Source organism: Janthinobacterium sp. PSPC3-1, assembly GCF_049896105.1.
In the GTDB taxonomy this organism is placed as follows: Bacteria; Pseudomonadota; Gammaproteobacteria; order Burkholderiales; family Burkholderiaceae_D; genus Janthinobacterium.
In genome coordinates, this window is the sequence record NZ_JAFCTQ010000057.1 from 13,624 (window position 1) to 29,045 (window position 15,422).

The window sequence follows — 15,422 nt, forward strand, 5'->3', positions numbered from 1 at the left end:
GCTGTCTCTGCCTGCCGAGGACTCAGGCCATGGCGGGCGCGCGGGCCGGCGTGCGGCGGCGCATCCAGGCCAGCACGCCCAGGCCGGCCAGCAGCATGGCGTAGGTGCCGGGTTCCGGTACGGCCGAGACCGTCACCGCGCTGAAGCCGGTGGCGCCGATTTCAACCTGCGAATTCCACGGCGTTTGCGCGCTGACGGAACTGGCGATCAGGGTGCCTTCCAGGTGGCCGGTACCGGAAAAATCGCTGTTCGGCGCCAGGATGCTGCCCCAGGTGTAGGTGGTCAGGCTGGTGCTGGTGGCGTTCGAGAAATTGAACAGGGTACGGTCGGCAAAGCTGCTGAAGCTGCTGTAGCCGCCCGACAGGTTGATGCTGCTGGCGCTGTCGTTGATGATGATGTGGGCCGTGCTCTTGATCGACGACAGGTCCAGCGTCAAATTCTTCAGCGAGTTGCTGTCGATATTGAAAATATTGACGTCGGCGTTGATATCGCCGACCAGGGTATAGCCGCTGTTTTGCATGATCACGGTGCCGGTCGGCGCCAGCTTGGCCACTTCGTTCGACAGGGTGGTCAGCTGTTGTTTGGCGGCCGCGAAATCCAGGGTCGCGGCGCTGCCCTTGCTGAAGGTGCCCGCTTCGAACCATTGATTGGTCGAGATGGTGGCAGCCGGATTGCTGACGCCATACACGGCCTTGCCCAGCGCGCCGCCATTGTAGATGGCGCCGGTGCCGATCGCCAGGTTGCCGCCTGCAACAATGCTCGGCGCGCTGGCGCCGGCCGTGCTTTTCTGGCCCACCGAAAAGCCGCTCAGGTAAACATTGCCGCCAGCGGCCAGGCGTCCTTCGACATCATGGAAACCGGTGGCCGTGCTGCTGCCGACATTGCCGAAAATCAGCGCCGAATAGCCGCTGGCCGCGCCCAGGTCGATCACCGTCGTTTGCGCTTGCGCCGGGGCGCTCAGGGACAGGGCCAGCAGGGCGGCGCCGAACAGCGGCAGGACAGGAATCGAAGATGGGGTCATGGCGGGTCTCATGGTGAGGTATGGGCGTTCTGGCTGGAATGGATTATATGTAAAAAGCAATTCTAATTCAATAAATATAATAATTTTTTGGCAAAAAAAACCGGGCAGAGGAGCCCGGTTTTTTTTCAGTGCGCTGGCTTATTTCACGCGCTGGTACAGGCGGAAGCGTTCGACGTCGTCGGTGGCGCGGCGGCCTTCCCACAGCTTGATCCAGTCAGTGCCATGCTGTTCCTGCAACTGATCCCTGCCATCGCGTTTGCGGCTGCTGTCCTGCAGCAGCAACAGGTCGCAGCGCTGGTTGTCGACGCCGGCGAAGGGCAGGCGGCCATAGTAGGCGAACGAGGCGCGCTGGGCCGCCCCTACATTGGTATTGATGCAGGCATTGCCTTGCGGCAGGTTGACGGAAATCTGGTGCGCCACGCTGGCGTAGCTCTTGCTGTAGTTCAATTCAGGCAGGAACAAGGTCATGATCAGCACCCAGATCAGGATCAGGCCGCCGGACGACAGCACCACGGCGCGCCACAGCACGGCCGGCTGGCGCGAGATGCGCCAGTGCACCAGCGCCACCCAGCCGGCGGTGGCGCAGGCGGCGACAAAAAAGGCGGCCAGGCCCAGTTCAGGCTTGAATCCTGGCAACAGCTTCAGGGCGTTGTGGGCCAGCTTCGGCGGCCATCCCGTCAGGGCGGCAAACCAGAACAGCCACAGCACGAAGGCGCAGATGGTCAGCACCATCACCGAGAACCAGTCGATGGCGTTGATGGCACCGCGCTTCATGGTCAAGAGGCCAAACGCGGCCATCACGGCCAGCGGCGGCAGCAGCGGCAACAGTTGCGCCGGGTCCGGATCGGGGTGGAACATGGCCAGCAGGGCCAGCATGGCGACAAAGGTCAGCGGCACCACGATGTGCAGCACATGGTGCTGGCGCCGCCAGGCGTACACGGCCCAGGCGGCGAACGGCCAGGCGGGCCAGAAGAACCAGATGCCGACGCGGAAGAAATACACCACGCTCTGGCGGTCCGGCATGCTGAACTGGCGGCAATTCCAGTCCATCCATGCCTGCAGCGGCGCATGGCCGTACGGTTGCAGCAGTTCGCCCGGCAGCAGCCAGACCAGGGTCAGCAGGGCACCGACCACTACCGCCAGCGCCAGGTGGCCCAGGGTGCGCCGCAGCGGCAGGCGCAGGAATACCGCGCACAGCAGCAAGGACAGGGTCAGCGCCGCCGGCGCGACCCAGCCGCGGGTCAGGGTCAGGCCGCCCAGCGCCAGGCCCATCAGGATGGCATTGCGCAGCGAGGCGCGTTCCACATAGCGCACGGCGCGGTACAGCATATAGGCCATCAGCGATACATACAGCGCTTCGGCCGTGATGTCGTGGCTGTGTTGCAGCAGGCCCAGGCAGCCCAGGTAGATCAGGACGGCGGCGTCGGCCAGGGTGCGGCCGAAGTCGTCCGGCTCGGGCTGGCCGCCAAAGGCCAGGCGCAGCGGCTGGGCGTCGCCGCGGCGGCCCAGGTTGAACGCGGTGTACCAGACCGACAGGGCGCTGATGACGAAGATGCCGATGGTCGACATGCGCGCGGCAAACACTTCGTCGCCGATCCAGCCGAACAGCTTGATGAAGATGGCGCCCAGCCAGAACGCCAGCGGGCCTTCGTCGGGCATCGACATGCCGGCGACATTCGGCCACAGCCAGTCGGCAAGGCCGCCGTGCGCCATGGTCCACATGATGCCGAAACTGGCGGCGTCATCGTTCTTCCACGGTTCGCGGCCGATCAGGCCAGGCAGGATGTACAGCAGGCCAAGCGCAAACAAGGCCCATCGTGGCAGCGCGAGTGTGGCAGCGGCGGGAAGGCGGACTGGCTTCATCGATGGTGGTATCAGTAAAAAGGAATCTGGGACGCATGCGGACGCGTCGGGCTATGCGGCAGTATAAAGTAAAGAGGCAAAAGGCAAAAAAGGCAGCCGTGGCTGCCTTTTTGTTGACAGCCGAAGCTGCCTGTTTTTGCCGCAAGCGGCAAAAATCAGCCTGCTGCGATCGCGGTTTTCGAACCGACGGTACCGAATTTCTGACGGAACTTCTCGACGCGGCCAGCCGTGTCGACGATTTTGTGCTTGCCCGTGAAGAATGGGTGCGATTCAGCCGACACCTCGATTTTCACCAGCGGGTATTCTTTACCGTCGTGGGTGATTTTTTCGCGGGTCTGGATGGTCGAACGGGTAACGAATTTGAAATCGCACGACAGGTCGTGGAAAACAACTTCGCGGTAATCTGGATGGGTATCGACTTTCATGGTCTTCTCTCTAGGTTGGTAGCCAAACAGCACTTCGTCGGTCGTCTTGCTTCTTGACCCGATTGCCGATCACTTGCCAGGGTTTAAATAAATGCAACCGCAGATTATATAGCGGTTTAAGGCTGGCGGCAATAAAAAAGCCGCTCGGTGAGCGGCTTGGCAGGATTGCGTGGGGCGGTGGTGTTGTCGGATTACGGCCTGCGGCCTAATCCGACCTACGCTCCACGTGGGCGAATTTACCCGCCCCGGCGCATCATGTCGAAGAATTCGGCGTTGTTCTTGGTCGCTTTCATCTTGTCCAGAATGAACTCCATCGCTTCGATCTCGTCCATCGAGTACAGCAACTTGCGCAGGATCCAGATTTTCTGCAGTTCGTTCGGTTTGATCAGCAATTCTTCGCGGCGCGTACCCGATTTGTTCAGGTTGATGGCCGGGTAGACGCGTTTTTCGGCCAGGCGGCGTTCCAGGTGGACTTCCATGTTGCCGGTACCCTTGAATTCCTCAAAGATCACGTCATCCATGCGCGAACCGGTTTCGATCAGGGCGGTGGCGATGATGGTCAGCGAGCCGCCTTCTTCGATATTGCGCGCGGCGCCGAAGAAGCGTTTCGGACGTTGCAGCGCGTTCGCATCGACACCACCGGTCAGGACCTTGCCCGAGGCAGGGATCACGGTGTTGTAGGCGCGCGCCAGGCGGGTGATCGAGTCGAGCAGGATCACCACGTCTTTTTTCATTTCGACCAGGCGCTTGGCTTTTTCCAGCACCATTTCAGCCACTTGCACGTGGCGCGTGGCCGGCTCGTCGAAGGTCGAGGCGACCACTTCGCCGCGCACGGAGCGCTGCATCTCGGTCACTTCTTCCGGCCGTTCGTCGATCAGCAGCACGATCAGGGTGATGTCGGGGTGGTTCGCCGTGATCGCATGCGCGATGTGCTGCAGGATCACGGATTTGCCGGACTTCGGCGACGCCACCAGCAGGCCGCGCTGGCCTTTGCCGATCGGGGCGATCAGGTCGATGATGCGGCCGGTGATGTTTTCCTGGCCATTCATTTCACGTTCCAGGCGCAGCGGCTCGTTCGGGTGCAGCGGCGTCAGGTTTTCAAACAAAATGCGGTGTTTCGACATCTCCGGCGATTCGCCGTTGACCTTGTCGACTTTGACCAATGCGAAATAGCGTTCGCCATCTTTCGGGGTCCTTACCTCGCCCTCGATCGAATCGCCGGTGTGCAGATTGAAGCGGCGGATTTGCGAAGGGGAGATGTAAATGTCGTCGGTGGACGCCATGTAGCTGGCGTCAGGCGAGCGCAGGAAGCCGAAGCCGTCAGGCAGCACTTCCAGGGCGCCGTCGCCAAAAATCTGTTCGCCCGATTTCGCGCGTTTTTTCAGGATCGCAAACATCAGCTCCTGTTTGCGCAAGCGGGCCGCGTTGTCAATGTCAAGACCGATCGCCATCTCAAGCAGGGCGGATACGTGTAGGGCCTTTAGTTCGGATAAATGCATATATGTTGAGTGTCCCGAGACGGGAGGTAAAGGTAGGGGAGGGGACTGCGTGGCGTTGATTAATTATCAGGGAAGGGACAGCGTATGGTGCTTCAAGCCGCTTCCCGGTCTATCCAGTCAGGCAGCGCTGCGGGCGCAGCGCTGCCTATCATACATTAAATATTGCTGTCGACGAAAGCGGTCAGCTGGCCCTTGGCCATGGCGCCGACTTTTTGCGCCGCTGCTTCACCGTTCTTGAACAGGATCAGGGTCGGGATGCCGCGGATGCCGAACTTGGCAGGCACTGCCTGGTTCGAATCGACGTCCATCTTGGCGATCTGGATGCGGCCGGCATATTCCTTGGCCACTTCTTCCAGGATCGGCGCGATGGCCTTGCATGGACCGCACCACTCGGCCCAGAAATCAACCAGGACCGGCAATTCGGATTTCAGGACGTCTGCTTCAAAAGAAGCATCGCTAATGTGTTTGATATTTTCGCTCATATTTTCCTCAAATGAGGGTGGGATCAATAATGCCTGGAATTAACCATACGCTGGTTCGCCATCCACGCTTCCTGAAGTACATCTGGCAGGTGGGGGCGATGGGCACAAATTCAATGTTCTTGGAAGGTGCGACCAGGGGTATGCAGGCGGGGATGGCTGAAATAATAACCCATTTTTTCAAAGCGTGGCGATTATTGCGGAAAAACTTGGCGCGCCTGGCCTTTTAGCCTGGCATGGACCGAATTCCCGCACTCACCTGCCGCTGCAGCGCGATCATGTGCTGCAGGTCGGCGCTGCTCAAGGGTTTGGGAAAGGCGCCCAGAATACGCAGGCCGTTGGCCAGCGCCAGCCGTTCGGCGGCCTGGCGGATGGCCGAATGCAGACCCGACAGCAGCACCACGCCGCCGCGAAAGCCGATTTCGGCCGCCATGCGCAAAAATTCGATGCCATCCATGTCGGGCATCGACAGGTCGCAGATCAGCAAATCTGGCTGCTGCTGGCGCAGGGCGCCCAGCGCGGCCATGCTGCCGGTCTCGCTGCGGATGTCGAACTGGCCCAGCTGGCCCAGCATGTCGGCCAGCACGTCGAGCATGAAGACGTCGTCGTCGAGCAGCAGCACGCGCAGCGGCGCCAGGCCGGGATTGGGCACATCAGTGGCATGAGTCATCGCAGTGCCTTTCCTTGAAGGTGCCAAGCTTGCCGCGATCAGTCATCGTTGGCAAAGCTGGTGTTGTTCATGATCTGTTCGGTAATCTGTTCCAGCAGCGGCCACAGCTGCCTGACGATATGGCGGGCCTGTTCGGCTTCCTGGGCGGGGGCGCCCGGCGGCAAGTTTTCCAGGCGGTGGCACAGCTCGGACATGCCCAGCGCGCCCACCGTGCGCGCCGACGACTTGATGCGGTGGCCCAGCTCGCGCACCTGCGCCACGTCGCCGCGCCCCAGCGCCGCATCGATGTCGGCAAAGCCATCCTGCGTGGTCTGCAAAAACTTGAAGGCGAACTTGCGCACTTTTTGCGGGTTGTAGCCGAGCAGCTTGGCCAGGATCGATAGATCGATCACCTGCGGATCGCCGGCCAGGGTGGTCTTGAAGGCTGGCGCGCTGCGGGTGCGCACGGGCGGCGGCGGCGTGTCGCGCGCCGGCAGCCAGCCGGCGATGGTCTGGTACATCATGGCCGGCTGGATCGGCTTGGAAATGAAATCGTCCATGCCGGCCTCCAGGCAGCGCACCCGGTCTTCGCTGGTGGCGGTGGCCGTCATGGCCAGCACGCGCAAGTGGGCCAGATCGGGATCGGCGCGGATCAGGCGCGTGGCCTGCAAGCCATCCATCAGCGGCATCTGCACGTCCATCAGCACGCAGTCGAACTGCGTCTGGCGCAGCAGGTCCAGCGCCTCGACGCCATTGTTGGCCAGGCAGACCGAGGCCCCGGCTTCTTCCAGCAGCTCCAGCGCCACCTGCTGGTTGAAGGTATTGTCTTCCACCAGCAGGATGCGGGCATGCTTGAGCGCGCCCATCACCATCGCCGCATCGGCGCTGGCGCGCATGGCTTGCGCCGTTTTCAGCATGGTGTCGAGCAGGGCCGGCGCGGCCTGGCTCGAGATGCCCAGGCGGGCCGTGAACCAGAAGGTGCTGCCCAGGCCCGGGCTGCTGTCGACGCCGACCTCGCCGCCCATCAACTGGGCCAGCTGCTTGCTGATGGCCAGGCCCAGGCCGGTGCCGCCATATTCGCGCGTGGTCGAGGTGTCGGCTTGCTGGAACGACTGGAACAATTTGCTCATCTCATCCTGCGACAGGCCGATGCCGTGGTCGCATACTTCAAAGCGCACCAGGCAATGCTTGTCGTCGCCGACCACTTTCTTGACGATCACGGTGATGCTGCCCTGTTCGCTGAACTTGATGGCGTTATTGGCGTAGTTGATCAGTACCTGGCCCAGGCGCAGGGGATCGCCCACCAGGATAGGCGGCAGTTGCGGGTCGATCTCGAACAGCAGTTCCAGGTTCTTGCCGGCCGCGCGCGGCGCCACCACCGTGTTGAGGGTCTGGATCACATGGTCGAAGCTGAAGTTGACGTGTTCGATCTTCAGCTTGCCGGCCTCGATCTTGGAAATGTCGAGGATGTCGTCGATGATGCCCAGCAGGTGTTCGCCGGCAAAGCGGATCTTTTCCAGGTAATCGCGCTGGCGCGGTTCGAGGTCGGTTTTCAGGGCCAGGTAGGCCATGCCGATCACGCCATTCATCGGCGTGCGGATTTCATGGCTCATGTTGGCCAGGAACTGGCCCTTGGCCAGGCTGGCTTCCTCGGCCACCTGCTTGGCCTGGTCGAGCTGCTCGGTACGCTGCGCCACGCGCTCTTCCAGGTGCTCGTTCAGTTCGCGCAGGGTGTTTTCGCTGCGCTTGTGATACGTGATGTCGGTCAGGCTGGCCACCACCATGCCCACCTTGCCGTATTCGTCGCGGATGGCTTCGGTGTTCACCGACAGCCAGCACAGGTTGCCGTCCAGCTGCTGCACCCCCATCACCACGTCGCGCATGGCCTGGCCGGTCGACAGGGTGATGTGCACCGGATGGCTGCGCTGTTCGAAAGTGGAACCGTCTTCGCGGATGGCCTGCCACAGGCTGCCGCCGGCGCGGCTGGCGGCCAGCATGCGCTCGGCGGCGGCATTGCTTTCCAGAATGTGGCCATCGCTGTTCTGCACCACCAGGCCATTCGTGACGGCGCCGAACACCGAGGCCATGCGCTGGCTGGAATTGGACAGCGCGATCGAGGCCTGGCGCCGCTCGGTGATGTCGGTGATCATCGCCAGGGTGCCGCCCGGCTCGCCATGGTCCGACTGGATGCTGCTGCTCGACAGCAAGCCCCACATGCTGGACTGGTCCTTGCGGAAGAAGCGGAAATCGACCTGGTCCGGCTGGCTGTGCAGGCTGCCCAGGCTGTCGAGGCGGCGCTGCATCAGCAACTGGCTGTCGCGGTCCATGAAGTCGAGCAGGGGGCGGCCCAGCATTTCCTGCACCGTATAGCCGAGCATGTGCGCCATCTTCGGATTGACGAAGGTGGTCTGGCCGCTGCTGTTGGTCATCCAGATGCCTTCGGCCGCCGTCTGCACGATCAGGCGGTAGCGTTCGGAGCTGGCGTGCAGGGCTTCCTCGGCGCGCTGGCGCTGCGTCATGTCGCGCAGCGAAACGATGGAATACACCTGGCCGGCCATGCGCAGCGGTGACAGGCTGACCTTGGCCGGAAAGTGCGAGCCGTCGCGGCGGCGCGCCATCATCACCCGGCCAGGCAGGCTGTGGCGTGATTGCGTATCGCCGGCCGTCTGGCCATGCGTGCTGTCCGGCACCAGTTGTTCGAGCGAGATGCCGATGATGTCGGCCAGCGGGTAGCCGAAGCAGCGCGCGCCGATCTGGTTGGCGAAATGCACGCGGCCGTCGATGTCGGCGATCAGCATCGCTTCGGGCGCCGCTTCGAGCATGCAGCGCATGCGCGCTTGTTCGTCGGCCTTGCGTTCGGCGATGTCGCACAGGATGCCGCTGGCCTGCACCGGCGCGCCATCGGAGGCGCGCGCCAGCACCGCGCCGCGCAGCAGCAGCCAGCGCCATTGGCCGTCGCCATGGCGCAAGCGAAATTCACAGCTGATGGGCGCCGGCGCCTGGCCATCGAAATGCTGGCGGAAAGCATGTTCCAGGCGGGCGCGGTCGTCGCGGTGCACTTCGGCCAGCCAGTCGGCCAGGGTATGCTCCAGGCTGGCTTTCTTGTCGCCCAGCATGCTGCGGTACAGGCCGGACATGGTCAAGCGGTCACCCGCGCGCTGCCAGGACCAGCCGGCCAGCACGGCGCCTTGCAGCGCCTGTGCCGCCGCTGCGGCCATGCCTTTGTCCGTCATTGCGCCCGTTTGTCCGCCATGCAGTTGCCGGCGCAGCCGCCATGCTTGCCAGGCGGCAAGGCCGGCCACCAGCGTGGCGCTGGCCGCCAGCCAGGGCCATGGCCCCGGACCGGCGCCCGCATCGCCGGCGGCGGCCGCTGGCGCAGCCCATGCCAGCACTGGCCAGCGGCAGGCCAGCAGGATCCGGGCGAGCGGACCCAGCGCACGCCGCCGCAGGCGTCGTGCGCTGGATCTGGTGAGGCTGCGATGCGACAAATGCATCCCTTTCTGCTGCGTGATGGGCCTGGATCGGGCGGTATGGTGCGGGCCGGAACGCGGCCGGTATCCTGTTCTGGCGGCAACTATAGCACCGAATATTTATGCCGACTATCTAACTTCAAGCACTGTGGCAAAGGCATATTTTTCCTCACGGAATCGCCAATTTTCTGCCGGGCCGGTGAGAATTCGAGAGAAAAAAGCATGAAAATCATGCTAATAAAGATAGCATCATGATAGTTGCTGCAAGTCAGCTAAACGAGCCGGCGAACTGGTAGCGGTGGCCCGGATGCCACATGGTGGCAATCGAGGCAATCTTGCCGTCTGACCGCGTCTGGCGGCGCAGCACCAGGCAAGCCTGTTTCATGTCGATCGCCAGCATCTCGGCGATATTGCGCGGCGCCGACAGGGCTTCGATGCTGTAGGTGGCGCCCTGCAGCGGCGCGGCCGCCATCAGGTATTCGTTCGGCGTGATGGTGGCAAAATCCTGCGCCAAGTAGTCCGGTGCGCAGGCGGGATTGACCCAGCGGTCTTCGACCTGGATCGGCACGGCGTTTTCAAAGTGCACGATCAGCGAATGGAACAGCTTTTGCTCGGACGGCAGGCCGAACTGCCTGGCCATCAGCTCGGATGGCTTGACGTGTTCGAGCACTTGCAGCTTGCTGCGGTGCAAATGGCCACGCGCGCGGACCTCATCGGCGATATTCTTGATTTCCAGCAGCGTTGCCTGGTACTTCTGCTGCGCCACATAGGTGCCGGCCCCCTGGCGCCGCGTCAGCACCTGTTCGCTGGTCAGTTCGCGCACGGCGCGGTTGACCGTCATGCGCGAAACGCCAAACTGCTTGACCAGCGCCTGCTCGGACGGGATCACGTCGCCTTCCTTCCAGCGGCCGGCGGCGATGCCGGCCAACAGAAAATCCTTGATGCGCTGGAAAATGGGCGTATTTTCTTGTGTAATCTGGTCGTCCAATGCAATCTCTCCGATGCGCGAGGCAAGGCGCGCCGCCACATGGCAGCGCGATGGCCGATTTTAGCACCGCCGCCCCTGGCCTAGCCGGCCTTCGAATTCAAAAGCAAGACCCGGAGTGCGGCCAGGACCGCCGCGTGTCACGATGGCGGCCAGTGATGAACAAAACGGGAGTGCGCCATGGTGCAACTGTATACAAACGACGAAGCCCGCTGGGACGCGGTGCGCCAGCGCGACAGCAAGGCCGATGGCCAGTTTTATTATTCGGTGCGCAGCACCGGCGTGTACTGCCGCCCGTCGTGCGCGGCGCGCCCGGCCCTGCGCGCCAACGTGGCCTTCCACGCCAGTTGCGCCGACGCGGAAGCGGCCGGTTTCCGCCCCTGCCTGCGCTGCAAGCCCGGCCAGCCGCCGCTGGCCGAACGCCAGGCCGCCATCGTCGCGCAAAGCTGCCGCCAGATCGAAGCCAGCGACGCCATGCCCGACCTTGATACCCTGGCGCAGGCGGCCGGCATGAGCCGCTTTCATTTTCACCGCGTCTTCAAGGCGCACACGGGCATCACGCCGAAAGCCTATGCGGCGGCGCGCCGTGGCGAACGGGTCAAGGCGGGCCTGGCTTTGCCGGGCACGGTGACCGATACCCTGTATGCGGCCGGCTTCAATTCCAGCGGGCGTTTCTATGCCGCCACGCCGGGTTTGCTGGGCATGACGCCGGGCGCCTTTCGCGCCGGCGGGAGCGGCGCCGTGATCCGCTTCGCGATTGCCGCCTGTTCGCTCGGTGCGCTGCTGGTCGCCAGCACCGACAAGGGCGTGTGCGCCATCCTGCTGGGCGACGATGCCGACATGCTGCTGCGCGACCTGCAGGACCGCTTTCCGCAGGCCGACCTGCGCGGCGCCGAGCCGGACTATGAGCAGACGGTGGCCAAGGTGATCGGCATGGTCGAGGCGCCCGCCCTGGGCCTGGACCTGCCGCTCGACGTGCGCGGCACGGCCTTCCAGCAGCGCGTCTGGCAGGCCCTGCGCGAAATTCCCGCCGGCAGCACCGTCAGCTATGCGGAACTGGCGCGGCGCATCGGCCTGCCCACCGGTGCGCGCGCCGTGGCGGGGGCGTGCGCCGCCAATGCGCTGGCGGTGGCGATTCCCTGCCACCGCGTGGTGCGCAACGACGGCGCGCTGTCCGGCTACCGCTGGGGCGTGGAGCGCAAGCAGCAACTACTCGACCGCGAGGCGGGCAAATGAAAACGGTGCTTGACTGGCAGGCCATCGAGGACGACCTCAACTGCCATGGCTGCGCCTTGGTGCCGGGCCTGATGGCACCGGCGGCCTGTACAGCGCTGGCGGCGCAATATGAAGAGCCGCAACGCTTTCGCAGCAGGGTGGTAATGGAGCGCCATGGTTTTGGCCGCGGCCAATACCAGTATTTTGCCTATCCGCTGCCGGAAGCGGTGGCCGCCCTGCGCACGGCGCTGTATGCGCCGCTGGCGGCGATTGCCAACCGCTGGCAGGCGGCGATGGGGCTGGAGGCGCGCTTTCCGTCGGAACATGACGCATTCCTGGCGCGCTGCCATGCGGCGGGGCAGGCGCGGCCCACGCCCTTGCTGCTGCGCTATGGCGAGGGCGACTACAACTGTCTGCACCAGGACCTGTATGGCGAGCATGTGTTTCCGCTGCAATTGGCCGTGCTGTTGTCGCGCCCGCAGCTGGACTTTACGGGCGGCGAGTTCGTGCTGACGGAACAGCGCCCGCGCATGCAGTCGCGCGTGGAAGTGGTGCCCTTGCTGCAGGGCGACGCCGTGATCTTTCCCGTCGCGCAGCGCCCCGTGAATGGCGTGCGTGGCAGTTACAGAGTCGGCATGCGCCATGGCGTGTCGCGCCTGCGCTCGGGCACGCGCCATACCTTGGGCGTGATTTTTCATGACGCCAGCTGAAGCCGTGGCATGATGGCCGCTTCCCCGTCATCTTTTTGCTTGCCATGCCTGCGCTTTTTCGCCTGCTTTTTCTCTGCCTGATCTTCCTGCTGCCCGGCGCCCATGCCGAGGAAGCCTCCACGCCAGCGCTGGCCCTGGCCACAGCCAAGGCGCAGGCCAGTGCGGACAAGACGGCGCCGTTGACGTTTGCCAACCGGACCGTCTTCGTGTTTCGCGCCACCCTGGCCGGCTATCCGCCCGAGGAGCGGGCGGCCGGCGCGCAGCGGCGCCTGGCCGGCGTGCTGGCGAAACACGGCGCGCTCAAGGCCACCACCCACATGATTCCCGAAGGCACGCAAGTGCTGCTCGATGGGGTGCAGCTGTTTGTCGTGCTGCCCGGCGACATCAACCAGCTGGCCGGCGACAGCACGGAAAGCGTGGCCATGGAGGCCGCCGGCGAACTGGCCAAGGCCTTGCAGGAGCACCGTGAACAGGGCAACTGGCGCTACCTGGCGACCGCCGCCGGCATATGCCTGGCCGCCACCTTTGTTTTCTGGCTGGCCTGGCTGGGCCTGACGCGCTTGCACCGCTGGGCCCGGCGCCGCAGCGGCGTGCTGCTGGCCTCGCGCCTGCGCGACGTGCGCCTGAAAAACGTGCGCGTGCTGGACGCCGAACACTACATCGCCTTTGCCTACCAGTTGCTGAGCGCCGTGCTGTGGGGCTTGCGCCTGATGGCCACCTATCTGTGGCTGGCCTTCGTGCTGGGCCGCCTGCCGTACACGCGCGCCTGGGGCGAACGCCTCAGCGGCTACCTGCTCGAGGTGGCGGCCGATGTGGTGCAGTCCATCCTGGGCGCCCTGCCGGGCCTGGTGCTGGTGTGCGTGATCTTCGCCATCGCGCGCCTGGTGGCGGCCACCGCCGCTTCGCTGTTCAAGCGCGTGGAAAGCGGGCAATTGCAGATCGGCTGGCTGGACCAGGACACGGCCCTGCCGACACGCCGCATCACCAGCGTGGTGATCTGGCTGTTCGCGCTGGCGATGGCCTACCCTTATTTGCCCGGTTCGCATACGGCCGCCTTCCAGGGCCTGTCGGTGCTGGTCGGCCTGATGGTGTCGATCGGCGCGTCGAGCATCGTGGGACAAGGTGCAAGCGGCCTGATCCTGATGTACACGCGCGCCCTGCGCAAGGGAGAGTATGTGCGCGTCGGCGAGAGCGAAGGCACGGTGGTCGACGTCGGCATGTTCGAAACGCGCCTGCGCACTGGCCTCGGCGAAGAGGTGGCCTTGCCGAACGCCTGGATCATGTCGCAGACGACGAAAAATTTCTCGCGCGCCCAGGCCGGCGGCGGCTTCGTGCTCGACGCCTCGGTAACCATCGGCTACGCCACGCCGTGGCGCCAGGTGCACGCCATGCTGGAACTGGCCGCCGCCCGCACCACGGAACTGTCCAGCACGCCGAAACCCTATGTGATGCAGCTGGCCCTGCACGATTATTATGTGCAATACCGCCTGGTCGCCTACGCCAGCGCGGAAGTGCCGCGCCAGCGCGCCGAGGTGCTGAACCAGCTGCACCAGAACATCATCGACGTCTTCAACGAATTCGGCGTGCAGATGGTCTCGCCGCACTATATGGCCGACCCGCAGCAGACGCAGGTGGTGCCGCCTGAGGAGTGGTTCAGGGCGCCGGCGAAACAGGAGGGCGAGTAGCGCGGTTTATTTGGGCGACGCATGCCTTGCGCAGTCCGGGTCCATACTGGTGCTTGTATCGTGCGTCAGCTGTACAGCGCGCAGGCCATCTGTGGCAGTGGCAAGTACACAAAATTGTGTGCCATAACGCGAGGTGGGATCGGATCCGGAAGGCGGTCGTCCCATAAAGAAAACGCTGTAAATCGTGTTCTGCCTTAGCGGTCTGGCATCGCTGGCTTCGACGCCAGCCGGCGCGTGACCGTAGCGTATGCATGCGTTCTTCGGCAGGCGGTAGTCCGGGTCGCCAAACGAGGCGTTCGGAAACCTGACGGCCCAGATATCCTGCCAACCGTCGACCGACTTTTCGCTGATGATCAGCATCTTCAGGCTGGTTCTGCCGCGCTTTCGTTCTTCCTCGTCGGCAATCTTGAAACAAGGTAGCCCTTCCTCGGTGACGACCGCCGCTTCGCCCATGCGCGAGGTGGCGCTGCAGTTCATGCTGGCCAGGATAAGCAATATAAATATCAGGTATGAGTGCAGGGGCATAAGAGGCCTTATTTTGATGGTGTGGGGCTTGGGCAGACTTCGTCTCTCCACTCTTGCATATCACTTGTCACCACAATGAGTTTATGGCCACCAGTTGCCATTTTTCTCAAGCAAAATTTCCCTACATATCCTTGTGTGGGATCAGCAGGATCGTCGGGCCTGCCATTAAGGAATACGTCATACAATCGTCCTGTCTTGAGCTGTGGCGCTGGCCTGGTCTCTGCGCTTGCCGGTGCAGTTCCATACCGGATGCAAGAGTTGGCACGGATAGGAATGGTATCCGCACCAGGCAAGATGAAGGACCATATCTTGCTTGCCGGTTTGACGGAGAGATCTGACACGTTCAGTGCGCCAATTTGCGGAATGCCGTTACGTCTTTCCTCCTTTTTGGAAATGGAAAAGCATGGCATGTCATTTACCAGGCGCACCTCAGCGTCAGCCATCCGTGACCATGCGTATGCTTCATGGGATATCAAATAAAGGCTCATGCTCAGTATTGCGGCCTGGAAGACTTGCCTTGCTTTTTTTTGCTTTAAGAAAATCATGTAGTACCTCTTCATAGAGCTTTAAAGAATGTCGATATTGCTTTTGATTCATATCATCAGGAGCATTTAAATATTTCAGTGTATAAAAATCGGCAAGTAAATTTCCTTGTGATTCCATGTTGTAGCTGGACAGTTTTTTCTCGCTCTACAGCACATATTTGTAATCCAGACCTAGGGAAGCGCTGATCAATTCGGTTTTCTGACGAGGCTGGCGCGCCAAATACCCGACCGGCAAGCCGTTCAAGCCCGTTTTTCGTTCAATTTGACGCGATGCTGCGCGTCTTTCTGGAGTCAAGACGGACTACGGGATTCGGTGATCGTAAAGCGCCGTCCAGCCAGTACCAGATTGGC

13 protein-coding genes are annotated in these 15,422 nt (G+C 62.9%); 3 read left to right on the plus strand and 10 right to left on the minus strand.

The window, feature by feature from the left end; translation table 11 throughout:
• Window positions 1-22: 22 nt before the first annotated feature.
• The 8 genes from ACP7B7_RS29935 to hutC form a co-directional block, all read right to left on the minus strand.
• A complete protein-coding gene (locus tag ACP7B7_RS29935; RefSeq protein WP_426079108.1) occupies window positions 23-1,021 on the minus strand; it encodes a collagen-binding domain-containing protein in 999 nt (332 codons plus the stop codon).
• A gap of 138 nt (window positions 1,022-1,159) precedes the next feature.
• On the minus strand, window positions 1,160-2,884 hold the full coding sequence (locus ACP7B7_RS29940) for an ArnT family glycosyltransferase (protein WP_426079109.1): 1,725 nt from the start codon (window positions 2,882-2,884) through the stop codon (window positions 1,160-1,162).
• A gap of 155 nt (window positions 2,885-3,039) precedes the next feature.
• Complete coding sequence (locus tag ACP7B7_RS29945) at window positions 3,040-3,309, minus strand: type B 50S ribosomal protein L31 (protein ID WP_308924273.1); 270 nt, start codon at window positions 3,307-3,309, stop codon at window positions 3,040-3,042.
• A gap of 236 nt (window positions 3,310-3,545) precedes the next feature.
• Entirely contained in the window at window positions 3,546-4,808 is a 1,263-nt protein-coding gene (gene rho / locus ACP7B7_RS29950) for a transcription termination factor Rho (RefSeq protein WP_034746249.1), read from the minus strand.
• Between the two features lie 155 nt (window positions 4,809-4,963).
• Window positions 4,964-5,290, minus strand: coding sequence for a thioredoxin TrxA (trxA, locus tag ACP7B7_RS29955; protein ID WP_065309607.1), 327 nt, complete (start codon window positions 5,288-5,290; stop codon window positions 4,964-4,966).
• Between the two features lie 223 nt (window positions 5,291-5,513).
• Window positions 5,514-5,957 carry a response regulator gene (locus ACP7B7_RS29960; RefSeq protein ID WP_308924274.1) on the minus strand — a complete coding sequence of 148 codons (444 nt, stop codon included), beginning with the start codon at window positions 5,955-5,957 and terminating at the stop codon, window positions 5,514-5,516.
• A gap of 38 nt (window positions 5,958-5,995) precedes the next feature.
• Window positions 5,996-9,430 (minus strand): PAS domain-containing hybrid sensor histidine kinase/response regulator, encoded by a 3,435-nt coding sequence (locus tag ACP7B7_RS29965; RefSeq protein ID WP_308924275.1) that lies wholly within the window; start codon window positions 9,428-9,430, stop codon window positions 5,996-5,998.
• Between the two features lie 244 nt (window positions 9,431-9,674).
• Entirely contained in the window at window positions 9,675-10,394 is a 720-nt protein-coding gene (gene hutC / locus ACP7B7_RS29970) for a histidine utilization repressor (protein ID WP_308924276.1), read from the minus strand.
• A 177-nt stretch (window positions 10,395-10,571) separates the two neighbouring features.
• On the opposite strand from hutC, the gene ada reads away from it, so the two are divergent.
• The 3 genes from ada to ACP7B7_RS29985 are packed head-to-tail and all read left to right on the plus strand — an operon-like array spanning window position 10,572 to window position 14,001.
• Complete coding sequence (ada, locus tag ACP7B7_RS29975; RefSeq protein ID WP_426079110.1) at window positions 10,572-11,627, plus strand: bifunctional DNA-binding transcriptional regulator/O6-methylguanine-DNA methyltransferase Ada; 1,056 nt, start codon at window positions 10,572-10,574, stop codon at window positions 11,625-11,627.
• On the plus strand, window positions 11,624-12,316 hold the full coding sequence (locus ACP7B7_RS29980) for a 2OG-Fe(II) oxygenase (RefSeq protein WP_426079111.1): 693 nt from the start codon (window positions 11,624-11,626) through the stop codon (window positions 12,314-12,316). Before ada ends, ACP7B7_RS29980 begins: the two co-directional genes overlap by 4 nt.
• Before the next feature lie 44 nt (window positions 12,317-12,360).
• A complete protein-coding gene (locus ACP7B7_RS29985) occupies window positions 12,361-14,001 on the plus strand; it encodes a mechanosensitive ion channel family protein (protein WP_426079112.1) in 1,641 nt (546 codons plus the stop codon).
• A gap of 6 nt (window positions 14,002-14,007) precedes the next feature.
• Here ACP7B7_RS29985 and ACP7B7_RS29990 read toward each other — a convergent pair whose 3' ends face one another.
• Both ACP7B7_RS29990 and ACP7B7_RS29995 read right to left on the minus strand, forming a co-directional pair.
• Window positions 14,008-14,478, minus strand: coding sequence for a hypothetical protein (locus tag ACP7B7_RS29990; protein ID WP_426079113.1), 471 nt, complete (start codon window positions 14,476-14,478; stop codon window positions 14,008-14,010).
• A 56-nt stretch (window positions 14,479-14,534) separates the two neighbouring features.
• On the minus strand, window positions 14,535-15,071 hold the full coding sequence (locus ACP7B7_RS29995; protein WP_426079114.1) for a hypothetical protein: 537 nt from the start codon (window positions 15,069-15,071) through the stop codon (window positions 14,535-14,537).
• Window positions 15,072-15,422 lie beyond the last annotated feature (351 nt).

What these genes read in the sequence shown, in the direction of transcription:
- ada (WP_426079110.1), top strand. Translation starts at nt 10,572, where the DNA reads ATGGTGCAACTGTATACAAACGACGAAGCCCGCTGGGACGCGGTGCGC.
- ACP7B7_RS29990 (WP_426079113.1), bottom strand. Translation starts at nt 14,478, where the DNA reads ATGAACTGCAGCGCCACCTCGCGCATGGGCGAAGCGGCGGTCGTCACC.
- ACP7B7_RS29985 (WP_426079112.1), top strand. Translation starts at nt 12,361, where the DNA reads ATGCCTGCGCTTTTTCGCCTGCTTTTTCTCTGCCTGATCTTCCTGCTG.
- trxA (WP_065309607.1), bottom strand. Translation starts at nt 5,290, where the DNA reads ATGAGCGAAAATATCAAACACATTAGCGATGCTTCTTTTGAAGCAGAC.
- ACP7B7_RS29935 (WP_426079108.1), bottom strand. Translation starts at nt 1,021, where the DNA reads ATGACCCCATCTTCGATTCCTGTCCTGCCGCTGTTCGGCGCCGCCCTG.
- rho (WP_034746249.1), bottom strand. Translation starts at nt 4,808, where the DNA reads ATGCATTTATCCGAACTAAAGGCCCTACACGTATCCGCCCTGCTTGAG.
- ACP7B7_RS29995 (WP_426079114.1), bottom strand. Translation starts at nt 15,071, where the DNA reads ATGATTTTCTTAAAGCAAAAAAAAGCAAGGCAAGTCTTCCAGGCCGCA.
- ACP7B7_RS29965 (WP_308924275.1), bottom strand. Translation starts at nt 9,430, where the DNA reads ATGCATTTGTCGCATCGCAGCCTCACCAGATCCAGCGCACGACGCCTG.
- ACP7B7_RS29940 (WP_426079109.1), bottom strand. Translation starts at nt 2,884, where the DNA reads ATGAAGCCAGTCCGCCTTCCCGCCGCTGCCACACTCGCGCTGCCACGA.
- ACP7B7_RS29945 (WP_308924273.1), bottom strand. Translation starts at nt 3,309, where the DNA reads ATGAAAGTCGATACCCATCCAGATTACCGCGAAGTTGTTTTCCACGAC.
- ACP7B7_RS29980 (WP_426079111.1), top strand. Translation starts at nt 11,624, where the DNA reads ATGAAAACGGTGCTTGACTGGCAGGCCATCGAGGACGACCTCAACTGC.
- ACP7B7_RS29960 (WP_308924274.1), bottom strand. Translation starts at nt 5,957, where the DNA reads ATGACTCATGCCACTGATGTGCCCAATCCCGGCCTGGCGCCGCTGCGC.